This is a genomic window from Micromonospora gifhornensis (genome assembly GCF_016863515.1).
In the GTDB taxonomy this organism is placed as follows: Bacteria; Actinomycetota; Actinomycetes; order Mycobacteriales; family Micromonosporaceae; genus Micromonospora; species Micromonospora gifhornensis.
This window is the reverse complement of record NZ_BOPA01000022.1, coordinates 13235-39253: the sequence shown is the minus strand read 5'-3', so window position 1 is coordinate 39253 and position 26019 is coordinate 13235. Positions and strand designations below refer to the sequence as shown.

The window sequence follows — 26019 nt, the reverse complement described above, 5'->3', positions numbered from 1 at the left end:
GCGGCTGAGTGAAGGAGGCCCGGTATGACCACGCTGCCGTACGTCGACGGCAACATGCTCGACGGCCCGTTGGGGGAGGTGTTCGCGGTCGACATGAGCACGGCCACCGGCCGCTGCGCCCACTGCGGCGCCACCGGCCCGGTGGCCGCCCTGCGGGTCTACTCGCACGCACCGGGACTCGTGGCGCGCTGCCCGACCTGCACCGAGGTGATGATGCGACTGGTCCGCGCGCCAGAGAGGGCCTTCCTGGACCTGCGCGGGACCGCCCTGCTCCAGCTGCCGATGCCGCAGGTGCCCGCCGGAGGGTGACCGGGGCCGGCGTGGACGTTTGTCTCAGTCATCCAGGGGAACCGGCCCAGGATGACGAAACCTCGTGTGGTGATCGTGGGAGCCGGGTTCGCCGGTTACCACGCGGCGAAGACGCTGAGCCGGCTGGCCCGTGGCCGGGCCGAGATCGTCCTGCTCAACTCGACGAACTACTTCCTGTACCTGCCGCTGCTGCCCGAGGTGGCGGCGGGTGTGGTGGCGCCCAGCCGGATCGCCGTGCCGCTGACCGGCACGCTGGACAACGTCCGTGTGGTCATCGGCGAGGCCGATCACGTCGATCTCCAGAACCGGTGGGTCGCCTTCACCCAGCCCGAGGGGGACCGTAACCGGCTGGCGTACGACCGGCTGGTCCTCTCCGTCGGCAGCGTCAACAAGCTGCTGCCGATCCCCGGGGTGACCGAGTACGCGCACGGCTTCCGGGGCCTGCCCGAGGCGCTGTACCTGCACGACCACGTGATCCGGCAGATCGAACTGGCCGAGCAGACGACGGACCCGGTCGAGCAGCAGGCCCGGGCGACCTTCGTGGTGGTGGGGGCCGGCTACACCGGTACGGAGGTGGCCGCGCACGGCCAGCTCTTCACCGACGAACTCGCCAGCCAACGACCCCGGTTGAAGATCCGTCCGAAGTGGATGCTGCTGGACGTCGCGCCACGGGTGCTGCCCGAGTTGGACCAGCACATGTCGCGCACCGCGGACCGGGTGCTGCGCCGACGCGGCGTGGACGTCCGGATGGGCACCTCGGTCGCGGTGGCGACCGCCGACGGCGTCAAGCTCACCGACGGGGAGTACGTGCCCACCTGCTCGCTGGTCTGGTGCGTCGGAGTACGCCCCGACCCGTTCGTGGCGCAACTGGGTCTGCGTACCGAGAAGGGGCGGTTGGTCGTCGACGAGTACCTCAACGTCCCCGGCTTCCCCGAGGTGTACGCCTGCGGTGACGCCGCCGCGGTGCCGGATCTGACCCGGCCGGGCGAGATCTGCACGATGACCGCCCAGCACGCTCAGCGGCAGGGCAAGCTCGCCGCGCACAACATCGCCGCCTCCTACGGTCAGGGCCGGCGTCGCCCGTACAAGCACCACGACCTGGGCTGGGTGGTCGACCTGGGCGGCAAGCACGCGGCGGCCAATCCGCTCAAGGTGCCGCTGTCCGGCCTGCCGGCGAAGGCGGTCACCCGCGGGTACCACCTGCTGGCCATGCCCGGCAACCGGGCCAGGGTGAGCGCCGACTGGGTGCTGGACGCGACGCTGCCCCGCTCGTCGACCCAACTGGGCCTCGTGCCGGCCCATGCGGTCCCGCTGGAGAGCACCTCGCCGGAGGTGCCCGCCTGGGCGCACTGAGCCGGCGGCGGGGGACCGGTGCCGATGATCGGAACGGGCAGGCCACGAGGCCGGTGGACAGCATGCCCACCGGCCTCGTTCCTGCTGCCCGCGTCGCCGGGCCCGATCGATCCGGCCGGCTCAGCCGGCGGCCAGACCTGCGCCCGCCTCGTCGATCGCGGCGTCGACCGTGTGAGCCAGGTCGACATCCAGCGCGGTCACCCCACCGGCACTGCCGGTGCGGACGGTGAGTACCGCCGTGGTCGGGTCCGCCCGGCCGATGCGCGGCCCTCGACCGGTCTGGACGCGGAGTTGGTCGAGCCGGTCCAGCACCCGGTCGAGATTGTCCGACGGCAGCTCAAGGGTGCGGGTCAGGACCTCGTCGTCGCCCGACCAGTACGGCAGAGCATCGAGCGCGGCAGCCAGTTCCGAGCCGGTAAGTGGCGCGGTGGCGCTGCTGGCGCCGACCAGGCCACCGCCGACGTCCATCGGTTCCAGCAGTTCCCGCAACTGGTCCGGCACGTGCAGCGACTCGACCAGGTCACCGTCGCGCTCGGCGAGGGCCGCAAGGGTCGCCTCGGCCTGGTAACGGGCCTGCTCGGGACTGCGGCCGCTGATCCGTCCCACCTCGGACAGGAAGCCGGGCAGATCCTCGCGCCGTTCGATGCCGTCGACCGGCACGACGTCGTGCAGCGACGTCGGCACCGCCGCCAGCAGGCGTTGGCGCTCGGCCGTGCCCAACGCCCAGGCCAGCACGAGCACCGTCGATTCCACACCCACCTTCGCGGTGCGGAAGTCGACGCCGGCTCGCCGGCCGACGTCCGCGACGAGATCGTGGTAGCCCACAGTGGTGACGCCGGGGTTGCCCACGCCCGCCTCGGGCATCGGTCGACTGTTCTGCGGGACGCCGGCCGGCGGCGGCGCGGGACCACCACGCGTGGTGTTCGGTTTGTGGCGCTGACCGGCCGCGGGCGGGCCGGATCGTCGGGACTGGTCGAGATGGGTGAGTTGCTTCGACGCGCTCAGGCTGGCGCCCGTGTCGGCGGCCTGAAGGCCGCGCTCGCGGGCCTGTCGGGCAAGCGCCCGTCGCCGCTGGTTGTCGCCCTCCATCTGCTTGCGCATGCTGACACCTCGCTTCCGCTGGTGTACTGCTTCGGGCTTCGCCGGTGGCCTTCCCACCGCTACCGGGCACGAAACGATCGGCCCGGACCGGGAGACGGCGCGGGTGGGCGACGATCGCCACGCTTCATCCCGGTCGGGTGAGGGCCGCTCACCCGACCGGCGTCGATGATCGCAGCGGACCGGAGATCTTCCGAGGCACGGCGGAAGGGCAGGTCATGATGAAGCGGATTGTCGAGATCGTCCCGGCTCGGCCCGGCTGGTACGCCCGCTGGCGGCTGGCCCCCGAGAACACCCGCTGCTATCCGGTGAGCCTGTGGGCTCTGCTGGAGGACGCCGACGGCACCGGACGTGAGGTGATCGGCGTCGACTGTGCGGGACAGTGGCCCGGCGACGGCGGAACGGATGCGGAGTTCGTCCGCTATCTATTCCAGACGCCGGATTCGGGTCCGCCCGACGACGCGGAGCCGATGCCCGAGGCCCGCCGTGCCGGATCGGTCGTGACGGCACCCTGAGCCATCCTCCGGCCCCCGGCCCCTGGTCCCAGGGTCGGGGGCACCCCCGACGCCGGTGTCAGCCGGCGGCCTGCGTGTCGCCGTCGGCGGCGGTCGACACCTGGAGCAACTCGGCCAGACCGGTGCGGTCGAGCAGTTGCCGCAGGTTGGGGTTGATGCCGACCAGCCGGACGGGGACCGGACCGCCCCGGTGGGCCACCACGAGCGCACTCAGACCCGAGGAGTCGCACATCGCCACTCCGGCCAGGTCGATGACAAGGTGCTGGTAGCCGTCCCGGCGCAGCTTCTCGACGGCGCTCACCAGTTCCGGAGCGCTGTCGAAGTCCAGGTCACCGGTGAGCCGCAGCTCCGCACGTCCGACATCGAACCGGCTGACCTCGATGGCCAACAGCTGGGAGGACATGCCTCCATGCTCCCAGCCCCACCGCGGAACGCAAGTCGCGGGGGTGCGCGATTCACCGCGGCGCGAACGGGCCGGGGTCTCGCCGACCACGCGGGTCGCTCAGACGGTGACCGTGGGTTGCCCGTCCGGCTCGGTGCCCAGCGGTGCGTCGCCGCTCGTCGAGCGGGCGAGCAGGCCGGTGACCCCGGTCATGTCCAGGATGGTCTCCAGGAACCGAGGCACCGCGCGCAGCCGCAGGGTGACGCCGTCGCGCAGCCCTTCACGCCAGGTGTGCACGATGATGCTGAGCCCGGTGCTGTCGATGAACTGGAGGTCGGCGAAGTCGAGCACGAGAGTGGCGGGACCGGCCTGTAGTTCCCGGTCGATCTCCGAACGCAGCGGGCTCGCGGTGGTGTAGGCGAGATCGCCGCCCACCCGGATCACCGGCATGTCGGGATCGGACCGGTCGACGATCACGCTCAGTGGCGTGGTCTCGGGTCTTCGACCGTGGGACAGCAACGATCACGCCTTCCGCGGCTGGCAGGCGGGCACGGGCGTCCGGATCGTAACAACCTTGTCGCCGACCCGCGTGAGGGGCGGACGGTAGCGTCGGAGCGCCGCCCGACTGGCGGTGCGCTGACACCGGCGTACCCTGGTGACGGAACGCGACCAGGCACACCGCGGCGCGGGTGCGGCATCGAGAAGGAGTGGGGCTTACCTGGTGACTGGTGCCGACGTCAGGGACATCGACCCCGGCGACGGACGGTTCACGCCGAGTCCCCCGCAGGCCCCGGCGTGGAGCCCTGCCGCGTCCACCGCCGTCCCGCCCACCATCGATTCGTCGGAGTTCGCCGGCTGGCCGGAGATCGTCGAGCACCTCCGGGAAGGGCTGGTGCTGTGCGGTCCGGACGGCCTGGTGTGGCAGGTGAGCCCGGTCGCCCAACGGTTGCTGCCGGAGATCGTCGTGGGCGGTGCCTGCGCCGCATTCGACGGGCTGGACGGCTCGAGCGCCGAGATCGTGCACCACGGACGTCGGCTGCGCGTCCGGCGGGTGCCGCTCTCCGCCGGCCCGACCTGCTGGTACGTCGAGGACGTCAGCGAAGACACCGGCCCGGCCGACGAGTTGGCCGCCGAACGCGCCCGCTCGGCCTTCCTCGCGGTGGTGGGGGAGAAGCTCGGCAACCCGTTGCATCCCGACCGCGCCGCCGCTGCCGTGGTGCGGCTGGCCGTGCCGACCCTGGCCGAGGTGGCCGTGCTGATCCTGGCACCCCGCTCGGGGCGGGCCCGGTGGTGGCGAGCCCGCCGGGACGACGACGACCTGCCCACTCTGGACCGAGGTGTGCTGGCCGCGGCGGAGCTGCCCGCAGCCGTCACCGACAGCCTGCACGGTGTACAGCCGCACGCCGTCGACTGGCTCGCCGAACAGGCCGTCGAAGCGGGCTGGCTGCCCGGCATGGACGCCGCCGACGCCAGTGTCCGACTGGTGGCGTTGCCCGGTCGGGACGCGCCGGTGGGCGTGCTGCTGGTGGCCCGGCCGGCGGCCCGCTGGTACACCGACGACGATCTCGACCTGCTGCGAGCCTTCGCCGACCGCGCCGGCGCGGCGTTGACCACCGCCCTGCTCTACCGCAACCAGGCCGAGGTGGCCGACACGTTGCAGGCGAGCCTGCTGCCGGTGGAGCCGGCGGAGGTGTCGGGCGTGCAGTGGGGCACGGCGTACCGGCCGGCGCAGGCCGGTCTGCGCATCGGCGGCGACTTCTACGGCTCCCACCGGTTGCCCGACGGTGGCGCGGTGTTCTTTCTCGGCGACGTCTCGGGCAAGGGGGTGGAGGCCGCGGTCTTCACCGGCCAGCTGCGCCAGTGCCTGCACGCGCTGCACCGCATCGAGGCGCAGCCGGCCCGGTTGCTGCGGCTGCTCAACGACGCGCTGCTGGAGAGCACCCTGGCGCACGGGCAGGGCCGGTTCGCCACGATGGTGCTGGGTGTGGTCCGGCCGCACCGTGACGGCGGCCTGGCGCTGACGCTGGCCGGCGGAGGCCACCTGCCCCCGCTTGTGGTGCGGTCCTCCGGTGAGGTGGAGCAGCTCCCGCTCAACGGGATGCTCATCGGGGTGGTCCCGGACCCGCGGGTCAGCCAGGTTTCCACCCGACTCGCCCCCGGCGAGACCTGTCTGCTCTACAGCGACGGGGTGACCGAGGCACGCGGCGGTCGCCGGGGCGCGGAGCAACTCGGCACCGAGCGCCTGATGCAGGCGTTGACCGGCTGCCAGCGGATGCCGGCGCCGGCCCTCGCCGAACGGGTCGAGCAGATCACCTGCGACTGGCTGGCCCAGCGCGACCACGACGACATAGCGGTGCTGGCGCTGCGTGCCACCGGCACCCGGCCACACCGGCACCTGCACGCGGTGCCCACTCCGACTCCGGTGGTGCGGGAAGGGACGACGACATCGTGACCACGGCGACGACGGGCACCTCTCCCGCTGCGCTCTACCCGCGATATCTGCACTGCCTCGCCGAAGCCGACGAACCGGCCGCCGTCGAGGTGGCGCGGGAACTGCTCGACGCGGGTGTGCCCGCCGACCGGGTACTGCTGGACCTGGTCGCACCGGCGCAGGCCGAGGTGGGGGAGCGGTGGGCGCGCAACGAGTGGAGTGTGGCCCAGGAACACGCGGCCACGCACGTCAGCGAGCGGGTGGTGGCGTCGATTGCCGCGTACGCCAATCCCCGGGGCGACCGCGGTCGGATCGTGGTGGCCTGTATGGACGGTGAGTGGCACGCCCTGCCGGCGCGGCTGGTCGCCGAGGTGCTGCGGCTGCGGGGCTGGCAGGTGACCTTCCTGGGGGCCAGCGTGCCCGCCGCGCATCTGGTGTCGTACCTGCACCGGCATGACGCGTACGCGGTCGCGTTGGCCTGTGCGCTGCCGATGCGGCTGCCCCAGGCCCACCGGATGATCGAGGCCTGTCAGCGTTCGGACGTGCCGGTCGTGGTCGGCGGTCGGGGGTTCGGCGCGGACGGCCGCTGGGCGCGTCGGCTCGGGGTGGCCTGGGCGCCGGACGGTCCCACCGCCGCCGATCTGCTCGGCGACGAGCGGGTGCTGCGGGCCGTGGCACCCGCCGACCTGGCCCACCTGGCCGACGACGAGTACGCCGGCCTGGTCGGTCGACGTGGCGAACTGATCGACAGCGCGCTGGCCGACCTGGCGCAGCGGATACCGGGCTTCGGTGACTACACCCCGGCCCAACTCGACTCGACGGTCAGCGATCTCGGCTACATCCTGGACTTCCTGGCCGCCGCGCTCTATGTCGACGACGGTTCGTTGTTCACCGAGTTCGTCGACTGGCTGGTGACCGTGCTGGCCAGTCGAGGGGTGCCAGCCGCCGCGGTGGGCGCGACGTTGCGGCACTACGCGGGCGTGCTGCACGACTTCCCGCGCGCCGGAGCGTACGTGCGGGCCGGTGGCGCGTCGCTGCCGGCGGCGGGGCGTCGGCACAGTCAGTCACCGGAGGCGTAAGATGCGGCCCGCCGTGTGGTGCGCACTATACTTGCCGCACGGCAAGCATTCGTCCCGGGCGGCGAGAGGGGATTACCGTGACGCTCACCGTCACGTACGCCGAACGTGATGGTGGCGGCCCGGCCCGCCTCCGTCTCGTCGGCGAGCTCGACATGAGCAGCGCCCCCGAGTTGAACGAGGCGATCGACCGGTTGGCCGCCGCCGGGCAGCGACGCCTGTTGATCGACCTGACCGAGCTCACGTTCTGTGACTCGACCGGGATCGCCGTCTTCGTACGCGGCGACAACCGTGCTGCCGAGCATGGCGGTTGGCTGCGTGTCACCGGCGCGACCGGTCGGGTGGAGCGGGTGCTCAAGGTGACCGGCCTGGCCGATGTGCTCGGGTACGGTTCTGCCGACCCGGGCCCGGACGATCGTGCCGGAATGGGTTAGATTCCCCGCCAGCGTGGGAATCGCAGATCCCGTCCGCGCCGACCTGAGGCAGGTAAATGATGGCCGCTCGTGCCCTTGACCCGGTTCGCATCCTCGTCGTGGACGACGACCCGGGTGACGTGCTCATGATCGAGGAAGCGTTGGCCACCTCCGACGTCGACAAGGTCATCGACGTGGTCAGCGACGGCCAGGAGGCGATGGAGTTCCTGCGCCGCGAGGGTCGACACAGCGCCGCGCACCGCCCGGACGTGATCCTGCTCGATCTCAACATGCCCCGCATGGACGGGCGTCAGGTGCTGGGCGAGGTGAAGGGCGACGCGGACCTGCGCACCATTCCGATCGTCGTGCTGACCACGTCCAACGCGGACACCGACATCATCAGCAGCTACACCCTGCAGGCCAACGCGTACGTCACCAAGCCGATCGACCTCGACGACTTCAACGACGTGGTGCACCGCATCGACGAGTTCTTCGGCCGGGTGGTCGTGCTGCCCAAGCAGCGCCCCTGACCCTCGCCTGACGTCGCGAGTGCGGCGACCTCAGCTCAGGAGTGCGGCGACGATGGTGTTCGCCCGCTCCTCGTGCTGTGCGTACGCGTACGGGAAGGCGGAGATCTGCACGGCCTGCGCGGCCAGGGTCAGGCTCATCTGCTCCCAGCCGGGCACTTGCAGCAGGGCCTCGTAGAACGCGCGGGCCGAGTAGGCGGGACGCATCAGGTCGCGGACGGTGCCCCAGCCGCTGCTCGGGCGCTGCTGGAACAGCCCGACCGAGTCGTGGTCCCAGCCGATGGCCTGGTGGGGGTAGTTCTGCGACTCGGGCAGCACACCGCTGGCGTAGTTGAGCAGGGTGCTCTCCTGCATGGCGGTGGCGACGGCGACGACCAGGCCCTTGCGCGGGATCTTCATGTCGACGCCGACGTCCACGATCACCTTGGCGTTGTCCATCTGCGCCTGGGTCAGCCCGGCGACCGGCTTGGGGCGGGAGGGCTTCTTCGGCTTGGCCGTCGTCTTCTTCGCCTTGGGCGTGGCGGACGGCTTCACGGTGGGGGAGGCGGACGGGCTGGGGCTGCTCGACGGGGCGGGGGAAGGGCTGGAGCGGTCCAGGGACCGGGAGGCGGCGCCGTCCTCGGCGGCCAGCGCGCGGTCGGCCACGGCCTCGGCCACCTGAGGGCGGGGAGCCTCGTCGGTGTCGCGAGTCGACGCCACCGCCACGGCTGTCGCGCCGAGGCAGCAGGCCACCCCGGTGGCCAGGGCCACCCGCAGCCCGGTGCCGCCGAGCACGGCGGCGATGCCGCGACGGGGCGCTACCGCGGCGCGATGCCGGCCGACCACCCTTTCGGGTGATGAACCATCGGCCGATCGGCTCGCCTGTTGCTGTGGGGGCAGCTTCTGGTCGAAGTCGTCGTCGGGGTGCATCCGCCGAGGTTAAAGAGGTCTCGGCGTCCTGCCATCCGGGTGGCTTGATGGCATGAGTCACATTTTGCGGCTAACGGCCGGGTGATTCTGCGCAGCAGCACCCACAGCTGACGATAAGCACCAACCTGCTATTTCCGCCATGACCGGAATGTCATCGGAAACCGGCAGGAAAAGGTGATCTTGGTCGGGGATCTGGCCGCGATGGTCGGCATCCACCGAACGGTCGACCCGCCATCGGCCCCCCAGGGCGGCCGCCTCGGCCGCCCTGACGATGACTGCCTAGTGCCGTCCGTTCTCGGCCGGGGTGACGGTGAGCCGGTGGCGGCCGCCGTCGTCGCGGGAGAACGGCCACAGCCGGTCGGCGTGCTCGACCAGTTCGGCGAGCTGCTCACGGCTCAGGCCGACCGAGGAGATCGAGGCGTGCACGTCGGCCCGGTACCGCCCGTCGTCGTCGCGACCCAGCTTCGCCTCCGCGCGTACCTGCACGGTGTGGGCCTCGTCGGTGATCCCGCCGGCCGCCTCCACCGCGGCATGGTGCAGGCAGGACGCGTACGCGGCGGCGAGCAGCTGCGAGGGGGTCAGCCCCGTGCTGTGTGGTGCCAGCGGTGAGGCGAGGGTGGTGGACAGCGCCTCGTCGTCGGTGTGAATGTGACCGCCCTCGGCGGTCGCGGCGGCAACCTCGTTCAGCCAGGAACTCGGCATCGCGTTCCTCCCGTCACTCACCGCCCGGCTACCCGACGCCGCTCAGGTGAAACCGGAAGTCAGCCGCCGTGCCGGCTCCACTGCGCCCCGACCACCGCCTCGGTGGCCTCGGCGGCCGCCTGCTCCGTCCACGGGCTCACCGCGCGCTGTCGCGGCAGCAGGGGCTCGTGCATCGGCACGTACACCCGGGCGTCCACCACCTCGGCCAGCAGCAGCGCCGTGACCAGGCTGCTCGGCCGCAGCAGCGGTTCCTCGGCGAGACAGCGCCGACACATCTCGGCCACCTCGGCGGGCAGCCCGGGCACCTCGGGCAGCGGCTGCGGCGGCTGCCGCCGCTGCGGCCCGAGCAGTTGGGTGACACTGTCGGCGGTGTACGGCAGCCGCCCGGTCAGGCAGTAGTAGAGCAGCACGCCGAGGGCGTACATGTCGGCTGCCGGCGTGCTGGGCGCCCGACGCAGCTGTTCCGGGGCCAGGTAGGCCGGCGTACCGACGACCATGCCCTCGCCGGCGGTGTCGGCGGCCCCGGCGGGCGTGGCGATGCCGAAGTCGAGCACCTTGACCCCGGACGGCGTGAGCATCACGTTTGCCGGTTTGACGTCGCGGTGCACGATGCCGTGCCCGTGCGCGGCGGCCAGGGCGGCGCTCACCTCCGCGCACACCCGCACCGCGATGCGCCAGTCCAGCGGGCCGGCGCGCAGGTGGGCGGCGAGCGTCTCGCCCTGCACCAGCTCCATCACCAGGTACGGCGTCTCCCGGCCCGGAATGGTGGCGCAGGTGCCGAAGTCGTGCACGCTGGCGATGTTGGGATGCGCCAACCGGGCGGCGGATCGCGCCTCGGCCCGGATCCGTTCCACCGACGCCGTGCCGTCCGGCTGATCCGGGGACACCAGCTTGACCGCCACCGGCCGGTCCAGCACCGTGTCGTGGGCCCGCCAGACCTCCGACATGCCGCCGACACCGATGCGCTGTTCGAGCCGGTACCGCCCGTCCAGCGTTCTCATCGACCGCCCCTTGCCCTCGCCTCGTGCCTGCCTCACCGGCGGCTTCGGCACCCGTACCCCGCCGCCGATCAGGGCAAACCGGCCTGAGATCGCGGTCGGTGCGTTAGCGTGCGAGCCGGGAGCGCGATACCAGGGAGTCTGGAGGGATACGGGTGATGAGTGAGGTGACCGTACGTTTTGTCGGTGGCCCGGCCCACGACCTGGTTCGGGAGCTACCGGCCGGCCCCGACGGTGCTCCGCCCCGCCTGTGGGTGCTGCGGCGACCGGAGGCGGCGCCCACGCCGGCCGCCGACCATCTCTACGCCCGCCAGCGACCCGACGGCACGGCCTGGACGATGCGCTACGTGCGCACCGACCCGGTCGGGGTGACCGAATGACCCACCGGTACGCACAGCCGGCTCACAGAATCCGCACAAGCCGTCTCCAACGTGCCGGACCACGATGAGCTCATGATGACCGAGAGGGAGGCCGGGCCGGGTCGGGTCGAGCTGCGCCGGCCCGACGGCGAACCGGTCCGGGTGCTGGTGGTCGACGACGAGCCGACCCTGACCGACCTGCTGTCGATGGCCCTGCGCTACGAGGGCTGGCAGGTGCGCACGGCCGGCGACGGCATGGGTGCGATCCGCACCGCCCGACAGTTCCAGCCCGACGCCGTGGTGCTCGACGTGATGCTCCCCGACCTCGACGGCTTCCAGGTGCTGCGCAAGCTGCGCGAGGACAACGCCACGGTGCCGGTGCTCTTCCTGACCGCCCGGGACGCGGTGGAGGAGCGCGTCGCCGGGCTGACCGTGGGCGGCGACGACTACGTGACCAAGCCGTTCAGCCTGGAAGAGGTGATCGCCCGGCTGCGCGCCCTGCTGCGCCGCTCCGGCTTCGCCGTCACCGCCCGGCAGGAGGCGGTGCTGACCGTCGGTGACCTCACCCTGGACGAGGAGAGCCACGAGGTACGCCGCGGCGGTCAGCTGATCACCCTGACCGCCACCGAGTTCGAGCTGCTGCGGTACCTGATGCGCAATCCCCGTCGGGTGTTGAGCAAGGCGCAGATCCTCGACCGGGTGTGGAACTACGACTTCGGCGGCCAGGCCAACGTGGTCGAGCTGTACATCTCGTACCTGCGCAAGAAGATCGACGCCGGTCGGCAGCCGATGATCCACACGCTGCGTGGCGCCGGATACCTGCTCAAACCGGCGGAGTGAGCGTGCTGCGCCGCTGGGTGGCAGGGTGGTCCCTGCGGACCCGCCTGGTGGTCACCCTGGTGGCCCTGCTGGCCGTGGTCAGCCTGGCCATCGGCGGGATCACCACGGCGGCGCTGCGGGAGTTCCTGGTCTCCCGGCTGGACGAGCAACTGCTCCCGATGGCGGGGATGCGCGCCGGGACGCCCTGGGAGCCGGGACCGGGCGCGCCGTCCTGGAACGACGTGCGGGTGCCGCGCGGCTTCCCGCCCGGCACGATCAACGCCCGCGTCGTCGACGGGCAGGTCACCGAGGCGTGGACGCTTGCCGACCGGCAGGAACGGGCGGTACCGGTCGACGAGGTCGCCGCGTTGGCCACGGTGCCCACCGACGGCCGCGCGCACAGCCGCGACCTCGGCGACCGGGGCAGCTACCGGCTCGTCGCCAGGCAGTCCACCGCCGGCACCGTCCGGGTGCTCGGCGTGCCGCTGTCCGGGGTGCAGGAGACCGTGTGGTGGATGGTGCTGGCCCAGGCCGGGGTCACCGCCGCCGGGCTGCTCGTCGCCGGCACCGCCGCCATGGTGATCGTCCGGGCCACCCTGCGGCCGCTGCGCCGGGTCGCCGCCACCGCCGGCCGGGTCAGCGAACTGCGGCTGGACCGGGGCGAGGTGGCGCTCTCCGAACGGGTGCCGACCGCCGACACCGACCCGCGTACCGAGGTGGGGCAGGTCGGTGCCGCGCTCAACCGGCTGCTCGGGCACGTCGCCGCAGCGCTCGCCGCCCGCCAGGCCAGCGAGACCCGGGTACGCCAGTTCGTCGCCGATGCCAGCCACGAACTGCGTACGCCGTTGGCCGCGATCCGCGGCTACGCCGAGGTGGCCCGCCGCGGCCACGACCAGGTACCGGCCGACGTGGCGCACGCCCTGCGCCGGGTCGAGTCCGAGAGCACCCGGATGACAAGCCTCGTCGACGACCTGCTGCTGCTGGCCCGGCTGGACTCGGGTCGTCCGCTGGCGGTCGAGTCGGTCGACCTCACCGCGCTGGTGGTGGACGCGGTCAGCGACGCGCACGTCGCCGGCCCCGACCACCGCTGGCAGCTCGACCTGCCCGACCAGGTCATCCGGGTGCCCGGCGATCCTGCCCGGCTGCACCAGGTGCTGGCGAACCTGCTGACCAACGCGCGGGTGCACACCCCGCCCGACAGCACCGTCACCACCAGCCTGCGGCTGGCCGACGAGGCCGCCGAACTCAGCGTCACCGACGACGGCCCCGGCGTCCCCGCCGAGCTACGGGCCGAGGTTTTCGAACGGTTCGCCCGCGGCGACAGTTCCCGCTCCCGCGCCCACGGCAGCACCGGCCTCGGCCTGGCCATCGTCGCTGCCGTGGTGGCGGCCCACCACGGCAGCGTCACCCTCGACAGCCGGCCCGGCCGCACCGTGTTCACCGTCCGGCTGCCCGACCCCACCCTGGACGGCGGATAGCCGGGCCGCCCCCGCCGAAGGCTCCACAGCCGGCCAACCGCGGCCCCGCCCTGCCGGCCCCGCCACACGATGGCGCTGCCCGGGCCGGTCACCGAGCTGCCGCTCGGGCGCGGCGGCGGGGTGGACGTCGCCGCAGCGGGGCAGACTGGCGGCGTGTATCGGGAACGTCCGGCCGGGGTGGCCGGGGCGGTGTTGTGGACCAGCAGCGCCCCGACGCACCCGCGACCCGTCCGGGTGCTTCCCGACGGATGCCTGGATCTGCTCTGGTCCAGCCGGCTCGGGCTGCTGGTCGCCGGGCCGGACCGCACCGCGCACCTGAGTACGAGCGCGCCGGCCGAGCACTGGGTCGGGTTGCGCCTGCCGCCCGGTGTCGGTCCGGCCGTCTTCGGAGTCCCCGCCGTCGAACTGCGCGACAAGCGGGTGCCCCTGGCCGACCTCTGGGGTGCCCGGGCGACCCGCGTCCTGGCCGACCAGGCGGCCGACGCGGTGGCGGGCCGTGGCGCTGCCGATGCCGGGCCGTACGAGGTCGGCACGCTCCTGGCGACGGTGGCGGTGCGCCGGCTGCGGGCGGCCGGCGGAGCTGACCCGCGGGGCCTGCGGATGGCCGCCGCCCTGGCCGCGGGAGCCACCGTGGCCGAGACCGCCGCCCGGGCCGGGCTCGACCAGCGCAGCCTGCTGCGACACAGCCGACACCTGTTCGGGTACGGCCCGAAGACCCTCGCCCGGATCCTGCGGATGCGCCGGGCGCTGGCCCTGGCCCGGGCGGGCATGTCGCTGGCCGAGGTGGCCGCCCGGGCCGGCTACGCCGACCAGGCGCACCTGACCCGCGAGGTGCGCGCCCTCGCCGGTGTGCCACCCACCGCACTGCTCACCACCTGAGCCCGGCACCGGCCTGAGCTCGGCACCGGCTCGACCAAGGCACCGGCTCGCCGGTGGCGAGCAGCTCCGGCGGTGCTCACGACTCGGCAGGCGGCAGCGGGGCGAAGAGGTCGACGGCGTTGCCGTCCGGGTCGTGTACGACGGCGTAGCGCTGCCCCCATACCGCGTCCCAGGGCGGCCGGTGCCCATGACCGCCCGCTGCGGTGAGCTCGGCGTACCACCGGTCCACCTCGGCCGGGTCGGCGCAGCGGAAGGCCAGCGCGGTGCGCGCGCCACCCACCGGTGGGGTCCAGTCCGGGTCGAAGGAACGGATCGTGGCGACGTCGTCCCAGGCCAGTCGCAGACCGTTGGGCAGTCGTACCTCCACGTGCGGTTCGCGTTCCGCGTCCGGCGGGATGTCGATGCCGAGCCGACGGTAGAAGGCGACGGTGCGGGCCAGGTCTGTGCTGACCATGCCGATGAGGTCGAGTTCTGGGGTCATGGCCGCAGGCTACGGCGATCGTCGGCCACCGTCTTGAACGAAACGGACGCCAGATGTGGGCGTTGTGCCCGACAGGACACCGAAGATCGGCGTACGGTGGCAGAAGTCCGGCTAGACCATGAATGTGAGCTTTGTTGCGGTGTAGCCGGGGTTCGACACGGCGAGGGAAAGGAGCGGTCGGTGAACCACTTGGCCTACCTGGACGCGGGATCCGGCAGCCTGATCGTGCAGGCGGTGGTCGGCGGGGTCGCTGGCGTCGCGGTCGCAGCCAAGCTCTACTGGCGCAGACTGGTCAGCCGGTTCCGCCGCCAGCCCACCGACCAGAGCTGACCTGGCATGGCGATCCCGCACCTGCACCACCCCGCACCGCCCGGCGCCCCCTCCTCCCGCCCGGACCTGCCCGGCACCGACCTGCCCGCCGAGCCCGGCAGTGACCTGCGCGCCGAGCCCGGATCGTTCCGCGATCCGGCCAACCGGGTCTTCCACGCCGGCCAGGACGTGCTGCGCGCGCTCGACGAGACCGCGGCGGCACACTGGCGGGCCCTGGCCGGCAGTGACTTCTTCCCGCCGCTGATGGCCGCCGGCAAGGTCTGCGGCACCGAGGAGATGCCGGCGGCCACGGCACCCCAGCGGTGGGCGGCGGTGCTGCGGCACGACCGCATCCCGTTCGTGTCCCACCCGTACGAGTGGTCGTTCACGATGCTGCGCGACGCCGCGCTGCTGCACCTGGAGATCCTCCGGGAGGCCCTGCCGGCCGGCTTCACCACCAAGGACGGGTCGGCGTACAACCTGCAGTGGCGGGGCACCGAACCGGTCTTCATCGACGTGGGATCGTTCGCCCCGCTCCGCGAGGGCGAGCCCTGGGCCGGCTACCGGCAGTTCTGCCAGACGCTGCTCTACCCGCTGCTGCTCAACGCCCATCTCGGGGTCGACTTCCGTCCGTGGCTGCGCGCGCAGATCGACGGCATCGAACCGGACCAGATGGGCCGCCTCTTCCGGGGCGTACGCCGCCTGCTGCCGGGCGTGTTGACCCACGTCCACCTGCACGGCAGCGTGCAACGCCGCAACGCCGCCCGCACCACCACCGACGTACGCGCCCAGCTGCGCGACGCCGGCTACAGCCGTGAGCTGGCGCTGGCCACCGTACGCGGGATGGAGAAGCTGGTCCGGCGTCTGGACCACCAGCCGCCGACCAGCCACTGGGTGGACTACCAGCGCACCTGCGGCTACTCCGAGGCCGACCGGTCGACCAAGGAACGCTTCGTCACCGCCGCGCTGACCAGCGCCGCCCAGCGGCGACTCGTGCTCGACCTGGGCGCCAACGACGGCCGGTACGCCCGACTGGCCGCCGCGCACGCCGACTACGTCGTCGCGGTGGAACAGGACCCGGCGGTCGTGGACCGGCTCTACCGCACCCTGCGGGGCGAGGGCGAGCGGCGGGTGCTGCCGCTGGTGATGGACCTGGCCGACCCGTCACCCGGCGGCGGTTGGCGCGGGATCGAACGGGCCTCCTTCGCCGCCCGCACCGGCGCGGACACCGTCCTGGCCCTGGCGCTGGTGCATCACCTGGCGATCGGTCGCAACGTGCCGCTGCCCGAGGTGCTGGCCTGCCTCACCGCCCTGGCCGCCCCCGGCGGCCGGCTGGTGGTGGAGTTCGTCCACCCCGAGGACCCGATGGCCCGCCGCCTGCTGGCCAACAAGCCCGACGGGCTGTTCCCGGACTACCGGCGGGACGCCTTCGAGGCGCTGCTCGCCACGCACGGCACCGTCGAGGAACGGTGGGAGCTGCCGTCGGGCAGCCGGACGCTGTACCGGGTGGCCCTGGGTGGCTGACCAGCCCGACACCGGGCAGCGGACACGCCGCTGGCGGTGGGGGTGGGGCGGCTGGCGCACCGAGGCGGGTCGACTGCTGGAGGTCGCGGCGCTGCTCGGCCTCGTGATCACCCAGCCGCTGCTGGACGTGCTCGGGCGCAGTCCGGACTTCTTCCTGTTCCACCGCGCCGACCGTCGGGAGATCCTGCTGCTGGTGGCCCTGGTCGCGGTGCTGCCGACGGTGGCCGTCGGGTTGCTCGGGCTGGCCGGCGGGCTGCTCGGGCCGACCGTGCGGGCGGGTACCCACACGTTGCTGGTGGGCCTGCTGGTCGCCGCGTTGGCCGTACAGGTCGGTCGGCAGCTCACGCCGCTGCGGGGCGTACCGCTGCTGCTGGTGGCCGGGGTGGTCGGCGCCGTCGGGGCGTACGCCCACCGGCGCTGGCGGGCGGCGGGCCGGGTGCTGCGGGTGGCCGCCGTCGGTCCGCTGATCTTCGTCGGGTTGTTCCTGTTCGCCTCGCCGACCGCGCCGGTGGTGCTGCCCCGTGGTGACGGCGGCGCGGCCGGCACCGCCACCGGCAACCGGCATCCGCCGGTGGTCGTGCTGGTCCTCGACGAGCTGCCGCTGGTCTCCCTGCTCGGCCCGGACGGCGGCATCGACGCGCAGCGGTTCCCGCACTTCGCCGAACTGGCCGCCGCATCCACCTGGTACCGCAACGCGACAGGGGTGAGCGGCTGGACGCCCTACGCGCTGCCGGCCATGTTGACCGGCCGCTACCCGGCGCAGCCGTACGCCCCGCACTACTCGCACTACCCGGACAACCTGTTCACCGCCTTCGGCGGCCTGTACGACATCCGCGCCGAGGAGAGCATCACCCGGCTCTGCCCGCCCAGCCGGTGCGAGCAGCCGATCATGCCGGAGCAGGGGCTCGGCGTCCTGGTGCGGGAGACCGGCCAGTTGCTGCGCCAGGTGACGTCGCCGCAGGACAGCCGGATCGACCCGGAGAACTCCTACCGGGAACGCACCGCCGAGGAGGCGGGCATCGACGCCGCCGAGCCGGTGCCGGACGACCCGAAGTTCCGCTGGGACAGCCTGAACGTCAACCAGCCGGCCCGCTTCACCAGCTTCCTCAACGGCCTGACCCCCGCACCTCGACCGACGCTGCACTTCCTGCACCTGCTGATGCCGCACTCGCCCTGGGCGTACCTGCCCTCCGGGGCGCGCTACGAGGCGCCGGAGGAGTTCCCCAACGAGGGCGACGGCTGGGTGGACCTGGCCCGCGCCCGTCACCTGGCACAGCTCGGCTACACCGACCGGCTGATCGGCGAGACGCTGCGGACGCTGCGCGAGACCGGCCTGTGGGACCAGTCGCTTGTGGTGGTCACCGCCGACCACGGGGTCAGCTTCACCAAGGGCGCGCAGGGCCGGGGGATGGACGCCATCCGGGCCGCCGCCGACGAGGTGGCCTGGGTGCCGACCTTCGTCAAGACACCGGGACAACGCGCCGGCCGGGTCGACGACCGCAACTGGGAGCACGTCGACCTGCTGCCCACCATCGCCGACGAGGCCGCCATCTCGCTGCCGTGGCGGGTAGACGGCCGCTCCGCCCGCCAGGCGCCGCGCACCGAGCCGGGCAAGGTGTTCTACGACCGGCCCGCCGAACCGACCCCGATCGCCGGCGGCGTGCCCGACCCGTTGCCACCGCCGGCCCCGCATCCGTTGGTCGGCACCGTCGTGGCGGACGCTGCGCCCGGCGGCACCGTCCGCATCGGCGGCCAGGACGGCTTCCGGGCCGTCGACCCGGACAGCGGCCAACTACCGGCACTGATCTGGGGCACCCTGCCCGAACAGGTCCCCGACGGCACGCTGCTGGCGGTAGCCGTCAACGGCACAGTCGCCTCGGTGGTGCCGGTGGTCGCCCCCGACCCGTCAGGACGGCGGTTCGCTGCCCTGATCGCCGACGACCGGTTCTTCCGGGCCGGCGCGAACCGCCTCGACCTGTACCTGGTCGAGCCGACCGGCACCCTGCGGCAGCTCACCATCTCCTGAGTCGTCGCACAGTCCCGTTTCGACAGGGAACTTCCACGCTCCGTGTGCCCTCCGTGCCTGTGTGTCCTGATCGTCGGGGTTTCCCCGCCGCCTGGTCGGGAATCGGGTGACGCATACCTCACCGCAGAACCACGGCGGGCGGTGTTGTCGCAACCGCAATTACGGTAGAAGCGAAGGCAATTCAACGTAGATCTGCCGGCGAAGCGAGGAAACACATGACGGAAGTCAAGCTCGATCACCCCGGCGGGCAGCTGTCGATGCCGGTACATTCCGCGGTCGAGGGCCCCGCCGGCATCGGTGTCGGCAAGCTCCTGAAGGAAACCGGACTCACGACGTACGACCCCGGTTTCGTCAACACGGCCGCCTGCTCGTCCGCGATCACCTACATCGACGGGGACGCGGGCATCCTGCGTTACCGGGGTTACCCGATCGAGCAGCTGGCCGAGAAGAGCTCCTTCCTGGAGGTCTCCTACCTGCTGATCTACGGTGAGCTGCCGACCAGCGAGCAGCTGACCGAGTTCAGTGAGCGGATCCGTCGGCACTCGCTGCTGCACGAGGAGATGCGCCGGTTCTTCGACGGCTTCCCCCGGGACGCGCACCCGATGGCGGTGCTCTCCTCGGCGGTGAGCGCCATCTCCACCTTCTACCAGGACAGCCTGGACCCGTTCGACGCCCAGCACGTGGAGATGTCCACGGTCCGGCTGATGGCGAAGGTCCCGACCATCGCCTCGTACGCCTACAAGAAGTCCATCGGTCAGCCGCTGCTGTACCCGGACAACTCGCTGGGCTACGTGGAGAACTTCCTGCGGATGACGTTCGGCGTGCCGGCGGAGCCGTACGAGGTGGATCCGGTGATGGCCCGGGTGCTGGACATGCTCTTCGTCCTGCACGCCGACCACGAGCAGAACTGCTCCACGTCGACCGTACGGCTTGTCGGTTCCAGCAACGCCAACCTGTTCGCCTCCGTCTCCGCCGGCGTGAACGCCCTGTTCGGCCCGCTGCACGGCGGCGCCAACCAGGCCGTGCTGGAGATGCTGGAGCGCATCCAGGCCAGCGGTGGCGACGTGCAGTCGTTCGTCCGCAAGGTCAAGGACAAGCAGGACGGCGTCAAGCTGATGGGCTTCGGCCACCGGGTCTACAAGAACTACGACCCGCGTGCCGCGATCGTGAAGAAGGCGGCCCAGGACGTGCTCGGCCGGATGGCCAAGCCCGACCCGCTGCTGGACATCGCCATGGAACTGGAGGAGATCGCCCTCGCCGACGACTTCTTCGTCTCCCGGCGGCTCTACCCGAACGTGGACTTCTACACCGGCCTGATCTACAAGGCCATGGGCTTCCCGACGAAGATGTTCACCGTGCTGTTCGCCCTGGGCCGGCTGCCCGGCTGGATCGCACAGTGGCGTGAGATGATCAACGACCCGGAAACCAAGATCGGTCGGCCGCGGCAGATCTACACCGGTGCCACCGAGCGCGACTACCTCCCGCTCGAAAACCGCTGACCCGTAAGGAAGGGCCCCTTCTTAACGCCTGGCGTAGAGGAGGGGCCCCTTCTTAACAAGCGACGAAACACGAACGGCCGCCGCCCCGGAATCGGGGTCGGCGGCCGTTCGTGGTCCGCGAGGAGGGGGTTTGTACCCCGCGGGCCTAGTGGTACGGATGGTCGTCCTCGCCGCCGGCCGTGGTGGGCAGCGAACCGAGGACGTGGTCGATGACGTGGATGCGAGCGTTCGTCGCCTGGTAGTCGGCGCACACCGTCTCGGCCTCGTTGCCGAACCGGGCAACCGACCCCTGAGCGGTGACGGTGAGTTCGCCCTCGGCGACGGTCTTGACCGTGCCGGCGGCGACCATCTCGGCGACCGACATCGGCGCGGTCACCAGGTGCTCGCGCAGCAACTCACGTAGTTCGTCGGTGTCGTGCAGCAGCAGCTCGTCGAGGTTGGTCCGGGAGAACTTCTCGGCGAACGCGTCGTCGGTGGGCGCCAGGACGGTCACCCCGGTCAGCTCGCCGGCCAGGCCCGTGGCCCGAACCGCCGCGTCGAAGGTGGTCAGCACGGGAATCCACTGCACGGCCTGGTCGGCGGGCATGCCGGCGAGCGACTCCGGGTTTCCCGGCTCGGTGCCCGCCGGCAGCTCGGCACAGAGTGGACCGGTGACGGTGAACGCGACGGGCGTGATCCCGTCACCGTCCGTCGCGTCGCCACCGGTACACCCCGTGACCGCCAGCAGCGTGGCCAGCGCCAGCCCTGCGGCCGGGCCGGCCCGTCGGACCCGCCGTGGTGTCGGCCTCATGGTGTCGAGGAAGACGTCGGTCACGATGTTCTCCACTCCGCACTTGGTGTACCGGCAGGCCGGGCGCGGATCCGGCCTGCCGGTACGTCTGTTACCGGTTGACGGTCAGTGACTCAGATACGAGCGCACTGGCCGATCTTGAGGCCCCGAACGGTGTTGGGGGTCTCCAGGTTCACCGGCGTGACGGCGTTGCTGGTGCAGGTCAGCAGGCCGGTGAGGGTGTTGCCCGCCACCAGCGGCGCCCCGATGACACCGTTGGCCACGTTGGCCGGGCCGCTGGCCTTGGTGCCGTGCACCAGCACCGAGCCGCTGATCTTGTTGCCGACCATGATGACCGGGCCGGCGGTGTTGAGCACGTTGACCATCGCGTTGACCTTGCTGTCGGTCAGCACGAACCCGGCCGCGCGGTCAGCGTTGACCAGACCGTTGATCGTGCTGCCGGTGGCGATGAGCGTGGCACCCTTCTTCACCGTGATCGCGCCCCGCACGGTGGCGTCGGCGATGCAGGTGACACCGGAGACCGTCAGCGCACCCTTGCGGGTACCGGTCACGGTCGGCATGATCCGCTCGGCGGCGACCAGGCCGGCGACGGCCTGCTCGTCGAGCAGCAGCGGCACCAGGCCCCGCTGCGGCTGGGACAGCGGAACGATGTACCCGTCGTTGGTCTTGATGACCTTCCAGCCGTGCGCGGCGAGCCGCTGGGCGACCGTGGTGCCCTGGCCGCCCGGACCGTCGGTGCGGGCGCCGTTGTACTGCTCCTCGGTGAGCTTGTACGCGCACGGCGCGTGCTGGAGGATGTTCTCCTCGCGCGGAGCGTCGACCGGCGGCGGGGCCTCACCCGGGTGCGGGGCGGGGTACGCCTTGATCTCCCGGGAGCCCTCGAGAACGATCGGTCCGGTGTTCGCGGACTGGAACTGGATCGCCTCGGCCCGGGCCTTGTTGAGGTCCTTGAGCTGTGCGCCGTGGTACTGGAAGAACTGGTTGAACGTCCACAGACCCGAGTAGGTCTTACGCCGCCGGTTGTTGGCGGTGTTGCTCTCGTTCGGCCGAGTGGGGCCACCGGAGCTGCGCAGCTCCAGCAGAGAGTTGACCACGTTCTTCAGGCCGAGGGTGTTGCGCAGGATGGTCTCCTGACCCAGACCCACGGTGGCACCGGGGGTGCAGCCGTAGGGGCAGGCCCACCAGCCGTCCTTGGCACCCTGGGTGTACATGTGGCCTTCGATCATGTCCTGCGACTCGTCGAAGATGCCCTGAGGCACGTTGGCGTGCCGCGGCGACAGCATCGGCAGGTCACCGGTGTTGGCGTTGCCGTACTCGTGGCCGTCGTAGCCGGCGATCGGCCGGTAGTCGCGGACCATCTCCGCGAAGGCCTGGGTCTCCGGCTGACGGATCAGCGAGTGGTCCCGGTTGAGGTCCTGACCGGTGGAGTTGCCCCGGCTGTTGGCCGCCCGGCCGTCACCGTTGATCGTCGGGACGATCAGCACGGTGGTCTTCGACAGCAGGTTGAGCGTGGCCCGGTCCTGGGTGAAGGCCAGCTGACGCGCCATGATGAAGCACGCCTCACGGTCACCCGGCTCGTTGCCGTGCACGTTGCAGTTGACGACCAGCGGGCTCGTCGCGGCCACCGCCTCCGGGGTCGCCGGCGGCTTCGGGTAGCCGATGATGAACATGTTGATCGGCCGGTTGAGGACCGTGCGGCCGATCTCCGTCACGCGCACCCGGTCGCTCAGCTCGTCGATGGCCGCCGTGTACGCGTACTCGTTGACGTCGCTTGTGTACTGCGCGCCGAGGGTCTGCTCCCACTGGGTCCGCAGGTTCTGACCCGGGATGTTCGGGTCGCCCCAGTGCGGCTTGGTGGTGCCGACGACGGCGGCCGAGTACGGCTGCGCCTCGGTGCCGAAGCGCGCCCGGACCCGCCACTGGAAGCGGTCACCGGGAGCGAACCCAGCGTCGGCGAAGGTCGGCTTGTCGTTGTTGATCTGACGGTTCGGCCGCCAGAGACCGACGATCACACCGTTGCCGGTCGCGCTGCCGTCCTCTGCGACGGGCGTCCGCTCGATCTGGTAGTCGGTGGCGCCGTCGACGTGGGTCCAGGCCAGGGTCGCGTAGCCGTCGCCCTGGACCACCGTCACGTTCTGAACCTGGTTCGGCTCCGCCTGCATCTGAAGAGCGGTGGCGGCCGGCTTTCCGTGTGCCAGCGCCGGCAGCGCCGTCACCGCGAGGATGGCGGCAAGGAGGCTGGAGAAGACACCGGCCTTTGTCCGTCTGTATCGCAAAGGGATCTCCAAACAGGAGGTATGGCTGGGTGTCAGACAGCACACCCGCCGCGGACTGGGCGCGGGGCCGGTAGCTGGGATTCTTGAGGATCATCTGAGGTTCACCTCACATCCCGGTTTGACCGCCGACTCAGTCCACCCGCAATCGATATCCCACTCCGCGTACGGTCTCCACCAGTTGGGGGTTCTCCAACTTGCCGCGCAACGCCGCGACGTGGACGTCGAGGTTGTGCCGGGTGGCCCAGGTGGTCTGCCACACCTCCAGCTGCAACCGGTCCCGGGGCACCACCGTCCCTGCCTGCCGGGCCAACGCCACGAGCAGGTCGAACTCCTTGCGGGACAGGGCGACCTCCCGCTCGCGGATCCAGACCCGGCGGGCGTCGACGTCGATGCGCAGCGGCCCGATCTGAAGGGCCGCCGCCGCCCGCACCGCACGGCCGGTCCGCCGCATCACCGCATCGATACGGGCCTGCAACTCGACCATCGAGAACGGCTTCACCACGTAGTCGTCGGCACCGGCGCGCAGCCCCGCCACCCGGTCGTGCTCCTCCGCGCGGGCGGTCACCGCGATGATGGCGACTTCCTCGTTGTGCTGGCGGATCCGCCGGCACACCTCCAGACCGTCGCGGTCCGGCAGGTTCATGTCCAGCAGGATGAGGTCGACCGGCTCGGCTTCGGCCGCCTCGGCGGCCGTGAGCGCCTGCACCACCTCGTGCCCCCGTCGTCGCAGCGCCGAGGCGAGCCCCGCCGACACACGCAGATCGTCTTCCACCAGGAGCACCCGCACCTACATCCCTCCTCGACCCGCCCCCGCTGGATGTACGCGAGTCTGTCGGATGTGAACGTGCGTTGACCAGTGCGGATACAAGATCGTAACGCTAGAAACGGCTACCCGAACGGCCCTGGCGGCAACCCGAGACTGCGCACTGTCGTGTGACGATCACCCTACGTGCCGGGCGCGACGGCTCGGTCACCACGACCCGGCCCGCGGTCGTCACCGCCTGTATCAGCTCCGCCGCCCGGCCGTCCCCGCACTGTCCCCTTTGCTCTGCTTCAACCCACGCAACGGTCACCGACAGTGCGGGACACTGCGCGTCCGCTTCTGCCGCCCGCCGGATCCGCCCAGCTCAGGCGCTATTGCGTGGGTTGAAGCAGAGCAAAGGGCGGTGGGGGAATAGTCGCTGATCACCGTATCGGTCACGCAACGCCACATCCCGGTCCGTGACACCACGGCAGGCGATCCCACACTCTGCGACGCCACCGTCCGACGCCACCGTCCGACGCCGCGGTCCGCGACGCCGAGGTGGCGACATCGCGGACCGTGGGACGTCGGGCGACGCCAACTGCGAACAGGTGGCGGTCAGCGCAGGCCGGCGGCGGCGAGCAGGTTGCCCTCCGGCACGGTGAGCCGAGGCCGGCCGTGCGCCATCTGCTGGGCCGCGCGTTCGGCCGCCACGGCCGGGGCCTGGGCGATCGCCGAGGCGTACGCGGACGCGGTGCGGCTGGCGATGGCCGCCCAGCCGTACTTCTCGTGCACCATGGCGCGGGCACGTCGGGCCAGCGCCCGGGCGTGGTCAGTGTCGGCGAGCAGGGTGTGCACCGCGTCGGTCAACGCCTCCGGATCATGTGGACGGAAGGTCACTCCGGTGACACCCGGCTCGACGATCTCGGCGAGCCCGCCGGTCTCGGCGACCGCCAGTGGCGCACCGGCGGCGGCCCCCTCCAGGGCGACCATGCCGAACGGCTCGTAGATGCTGGGCACCGCGAAGCAGTCCGAGGCGGCCATCACCGCCGGCAGGTCCGTGCCGCCGAGGAAGCCGGGCAGGCTGACCGTGTCGGCCAGACCGAGTCGGTGTACGTCGGCCTCCAGTTCGCCACGGTACGGGCCGTCACCGACGATCACCGCACGCAGACCCGGGTGCCGTTCCCGCAGCCGGGGCAACCCGGCGAGCAGGTGCTGCACACCCTTCTCGTACACCAGTCGACCGGCGAAGGTGACAAGCGGACCGTCCCCGGCGAACCGGGCCCTGGCCTGCGCCACCGCGCTCGCCGGCACCCGCCAGCGGTGCGGCTCCACCCCGTTGGGCACCACGTCGACGCGACCGGCCGGCACGCCGAACAGCCCGGTCACCTCGTCGCGCATGTAGCCGGAGCAGACCACCACCCGGGTCGACTCGGTGCTGATCCACTGCTCGACACCGTGGATGGTGCGGTTCATCTCCTCGGGCAACCAGCCCTGGTGCCGGCCCGCCTCGGTGGCGTGAATGGTGCTGACCAGCGGCAGGTCGAGGTGCTCGCGCAGGGTCATCGCGGTGTGCGCGACCAGCCAGTCGTGGGCGTGGATGACGTCGTACCCGCCGGTGGAGACGGCGCGCAGGGCGGCGCGGGTGAGCGTGTGGTTGAACGCCATCGTCCAGGCCAGCAGGCTCTCGGTGGCCAGCGGGAAGGTCACCGGGTCCTCGGCGGCGCGGACGACCCGCACCCCGTCGACGTACTCCTCAAGCGGCGCGCCCTCGGCATGACGGGTGACGACGGTGACCTCGTGGCCCGCGGCGACCAGCGCCACCGACAGGGCGTGCACGTGCCGGCCGAGGCCACCCACGAGCACCGGCGGGAACTCCCAGGACAGCATCAGGATGCGGTGGCTGCGCGGCGGGGTGGCCGGGCCGGGCTGCGTCGGGATCTGGGCTCGCGAGGTGAGAGTGGGCCGGTGGGTCCGGTCCGTGGCGGTGGCGGTCCGCCCGCCGACCCGCAGGGTCGTCACATCAGTCTCCGTCCGTGCAGGAAGGAACGCGCCGGCGTCGATGGCGGCGAAGGAACAAGGTTGGGTTTCGGACACGCGCGGACGCGTCCGGCGGTGCGAGGA

General features: G+C 71.8%; 26 protein-coding genes. 15 read left to right on the top strand and 11 right to left on the bottom strand.

Features of this window, described 5'->3' with window-relative positions; genetic code table 11:
• Window positions 1–24 precede the first annotated feature (24 nt).
• Window positions 25–309, top strand: coding sequence for a DUF6510 family protein (locus Vgi01_RS16980; RefSeq protein ID WP_204291650.1), 285 nt, complete (start codon window positions 25–27; stop codon window positions 307–309).
• Window positions 310–360: 51 nt separating this feature from the next.
• On the top strand, window positions 361–1662 hold the full coding sequence (locus Vgi01_RS16975) for an NAD(P)/FAD-dependent oxidoreductase (RefSeq protein WP_204291649.1): 1302 nt from the start codon (window positions 361–363) through the stop codon (window positions 1660–1662).
• A gap of 120 nt (window positions 1663–1782) precedes the next feature.
• Here the strand turns inward: Vgi01_RS16975 and Vgi01_RS16970 are convergent, their stop codons facing one another.
• A complete protein-coding gene (locus Vgi01_RS16970) occupies window positions 1783–2763 on the bottom strand; it encodes a 4a-hydroxytetrahydrobiopterin dehydratase (RefSeq protein WP_102656355.1) in 981 nt (326 codons plus the stop codon).
• 218 nt (window positions 2764–2981) lie between these two features.
• Here Vgi01_RS16970 and Vgi01_RS16965 point away from each other — a divergent pair, with 218 nt between their 5' ends.
• Window positions 2982–3275 (top strand): hypothetical protein, encoded by a 294-nt coding sequence (locus Vgi01_RS16965; RefSeq protein ID WP_102656401.1) that lies wholly within the window; start codon window positions 2982–2984, stop codon window positions 3273–3275.
• Window positions 3276–3333: 58 nt separating this feature from the next.
• Here the strand turns inward: Vgi01_RS16965 and Vgi01_RS16960 are convergent, their stop codons facing one another.
• Window positions 3334–3678: an STAS domain-containing protein gene (locus Vgi01_RS16960; protein ID WP_102656356.1), complete on the bottom strand. Its 345-nt coding sequence runs from the start codon at window positions 3676–3678 to the stop codon at window positions 3334–3336.
• A gap of 99 nt (window positions 3679–3777) precedes the next feature.
• Window positions 3778–4134 (bottom strand): STAS domain-containing protein, encoded by a 357-nt coding sequence (locus Vgi01_RS16955; protein ID WP_233196587.1) that lies wholly within the window; start codon window positions 4132–4134, stop codon window positions 3778–3780.
• 244 nt (window positions 4135–4378) lie between these two features.
• On the opposite strand from Vgi01_RS16955, the gene Vgi01_RS16950 reads away from it, so the two are divergent.
• The 4 genes from Vgi01_RS16950 to Vgi01_RS16935 all read left to right on the top strand — a co-directional run bounded on the left by Vgi01_RS16950 (window position 4379) and on the right by Vgi01_RS16935 (window position 8107).
• Window positions 4379–6109 carry a PP2C family protein-serine/threonine phosphatase gene (locus Vgi01_RS16950; RefSeq protein ID WP_102656357.1) on the top strand — a complete coding sequence of 577 codons (1731 nt, stop codon included), beginning with the start codon at window positions 4379–4381 and terminating at the stop codon, window positions 6107–6109.
• The gene (locus Vgi01_RS16945) at window positions 6106–7167 is read left to right on the top strand and encodes a cobalamin B12-binding domain-containing protein (RefSeq protein ID WP_204291648.1); all 1062 of its coding nucleotides are present in this window, start codon (window positions 6106–6108) and stop codon (window positions 7165–7167) included. The genes Vgi01_RS16950 and Vgi01_RS16945 overlap by 4 nt, the downstream gene beginning before the upstream one ends.
• Window positions 7168–7244: 77 nt before the next feature.
• Window positions 7245–7598 carry an STAS domain-containing protein gene (locus Vgi01_RS16940; RefSeq protein ID WP_204291647.1) on the top strand — a complete coding sequence of 118 codons (354 nt, stop codon included), beginning with the start codon at window positions 7245–7247 and terminating at the stop codon, window positions 7596–7598.
• Between the two features lie 56 nt (window positions 7599–7654).
• Window positions 7655–8107: a response regulator gene (locus tag Vgi01_RS16935; RefSeq protein ID WP_199180067.1), complete on the top strand. Its 453-nt coding sequence runs from the start codon at window positions 7655–7657 to the stop codon at window positions 8105–8107.
• 30 nt (window positions 8108–8137) lie between these two features.
• Here Vgi01_RS16935 and Vgi01_RS16930 read toward each other — a convergent pair whose 3' ends face one another.
• From Vgi01_RS16930 to Vgi01_RS16920, 3 genes are all read right to left on the bottom strand, one after another.
• Window positions 8138–9013 carry a hypothetical protein gene (locus tag Vgi01_RS16930; RefSeq protein WP_204291646.1) on the bottom strand — a complete coding sequence of 292 codons (876 nt, stop codon included), beginning with the start codon at window positions 9011–9013 and terminating at the stop codon, window positions 8138–8140.
• Window positions 9014–9292: 279 nt separating this feature from the next.
• A complete protein-coding gene (locus Vgi01_RS16925) occupies window positions 9293–9715 on the bottom strand; it encodes an OsmC family protein (RefSeq protein WP_013734432.1) in 423 nt (140 codons plus the stop codon).
• Between the two features lie 59 nt (window positions 9716–9774).
• Window positions 9775–10716: a serine/threonine-protein kinase gene (locus Vgi01_RS16920; RefSeq protein WP_102656361.1), complete on the bottom strand. Its 942-nt coding sequence runs from the start codon at window positions 10714–10716 to the stop codon at window positions 9775–9777.
• 155 nt (window positions 10717–10871) lie between these two features.
• On the opposite strand from Vgi01_RS16920, the gene Vgi01_RS16915 reads away from it, so the two are divergent.
• The 4 genes from Vgi01_RS16915 (at window position 10872) to Vgi01_RS16900 (ending at window position 14248) form a co-directional block, all read left to right on the top strand.
• A complete protein-coding gene (locus Vgi01_RS16915; protein WP_102656362.1) occupies window positions 10872–11093 on the top strand; it encodes a DUF8847 domain-containing protein in 222 nt (73 codons plus the stop codon).
• Window positions 11094–11168: 75 nt separating this feature from the next.
• The gene (locus tag Vgi01_RS16910) at window positions 11169–11912 is read left to right on the top strand and encodes a response regulator transcription factor (protein ID WP_373306981.1); all 744 of its coding nucleotides are present in this window, start codon (window positions 11169–11171) and stop codon (window positions 11910–11912) included.
• Window positions 11913–11929: 17 nt separating this feature from the next.
• Window positions 11930–13369 (top strand): sensor histidine kinase, encoded by a 1440-nt coding sequence (locus Vgi01_RS16905; RefSeq protein ID WP_204291677.1) that lies wholly within the window; start codon window positions 11930–11932, stop codon window positions 13367–13369.
• A gap of 153 nt (window positions 13370–13522) precedes the next feature.
• Complete coding sequence (locus Vgi01_RS16900) at window positions 13523–14248, top strand: helix-turn-helix domain-containing protein (RefSeq protein WP_204291676.1); 726 nt, start codon at window positions 13523–13525, stop codon at window positions 14246–14248.
• 76 nt (window positions 14249–14324) lie between these two features.
• On the opposite strand, the gene Vgi01_RS16895 is transcribed toward Vgi01_RS16900, so the two are convergent.
• Window positions 14325–14729, bottom strand: coding sequence for a VOC family protein (locus Vgi01_RS16895; RefSeq protein WP_204291645.1), 405 nt, complete (start codon window positions 14727–14729; stop codon window positions 14325–14327).
• A gap of 180 nt (window positions 14730–14909) precedes the next feature.
• On the opposite strand from Vgi01_RS16895, the gene Vgi01_RS16890 reads away from it, so the two are divergent.
• The 4 genes from Vgi01_RS16890 to Vgi01_RS16875 all read left to right on the top strand — a co-directional run bounded on the left by Vgi01_RS16890 (window position 14910) and on the right by Vgi01_RS16875 (window position 20087).
• The gene (locus Vgi01_RS16890) at window positions 14910–15059 is read left to right on the top strand and encodes a hypothetical protein (protein WP_013734425.1); all 150 of its coding nucleotides are present in this window, start codon (window positions 14910–14912) and stop codon (window positions 15057–15059) included.
• 6 nt (window positions 15060–15065) lie between these two features.
• The gene (locus Vgi01_RS16885; RefSeq protein WP_239089019.1) at window positions 15066–16562 is read left to right on the top strand and encodes a class I SAM-dependent methyltransferase; all 1497 of its coding nucleotides are present in this window, start codon (window positions 15066–15068) and stop codon (window positions 16560–16562) included.
• Window positions 16555–18588, top strand: a complete 2034-nt coding sequence (locus Vgi01_RS16880) for a sulfatase-like hydrolase/transferase (RefSeq protein WP_204291644.1) — start codon at window positions 16555–16557, stop codon at window positions 18586–18588. Before Vgi01_RS16885 ends, Vgi01_RS16880 begins: the two co-directional genes overlap by 8 nt.
• A gap of 215 nt (window positions 18589–18803) precedes the next feature.
• A complete protein-coding gene (locus tag Vgi01_RS16875) occupies window positions 18804–20087 on the top strand; it encodes a citrate synthase (protein ID WP_102656366.1) in 1284 nt (427 codons plus the stop codon).
• A 145-nt stretch (window positions 20088–20232) separates the two neighbouring features.
• Here the strand turns inward: Vgi01_RS16875 and Vgi01_RS16870 are convergent, their stop codons facing one another.
• The 4 genes from Vgi01_RS16870 to Vgi01_RS16855 all read right to left on the bottom strand — a co-directional run bounded on the left by Vgi01_RS16870 (window position 20233) and on the right by Vgi01_RS16855 (window position 25917).
• Window positions 20233–20901 carry a fasciclin domain-containing protein gene (locus Vgi01_RS16870; protein ID WP_146017418.1) on the bottom strand — a complete coding sequence of 223 codons (669 nt, stop codon included), beginning with the start codon at window positions 20899–20901 and terminating at the stop codon, window positions 20233–20235.
• Window positions 20902–20990: 89 nt separating this feature from the next.
• A complete protein-coding gene (locus Vgi01_RS16865; protein ID WP_239089018.1) occupies window positions 20991–23153 on the bottom strand; it encodes a M14 family metallopeptidase in 2163 nt (720 codons plus the stop codon).
• A 130-nt stretch (window positions 23154–23283) separates the two neighbouring features.
• Complete coding sequence (locus Vgi01_RS16860; RefSeq protein WP_102656369.1) at window positions 23284–23940, bottom strand: response regulator transcription factor; 657 nt, start codon at window positions 23938–23940, stop codon at window positions 23284–23286.
• Between the two features lie 573 nt (window positions 23941–24513).
• Window positions 24514–25917, bottom strand: coding sequence for a glycosyltransferase family 4 protein (locus Vgi01_RS16855; protein WP_204291643.1), 1404 nt, complete (start codon window positions 25915–25917; stop codon window positions 24514–24516).
• Between the last annotated feature and the right edge of the window lie 102 nt (window positions 25918–26019).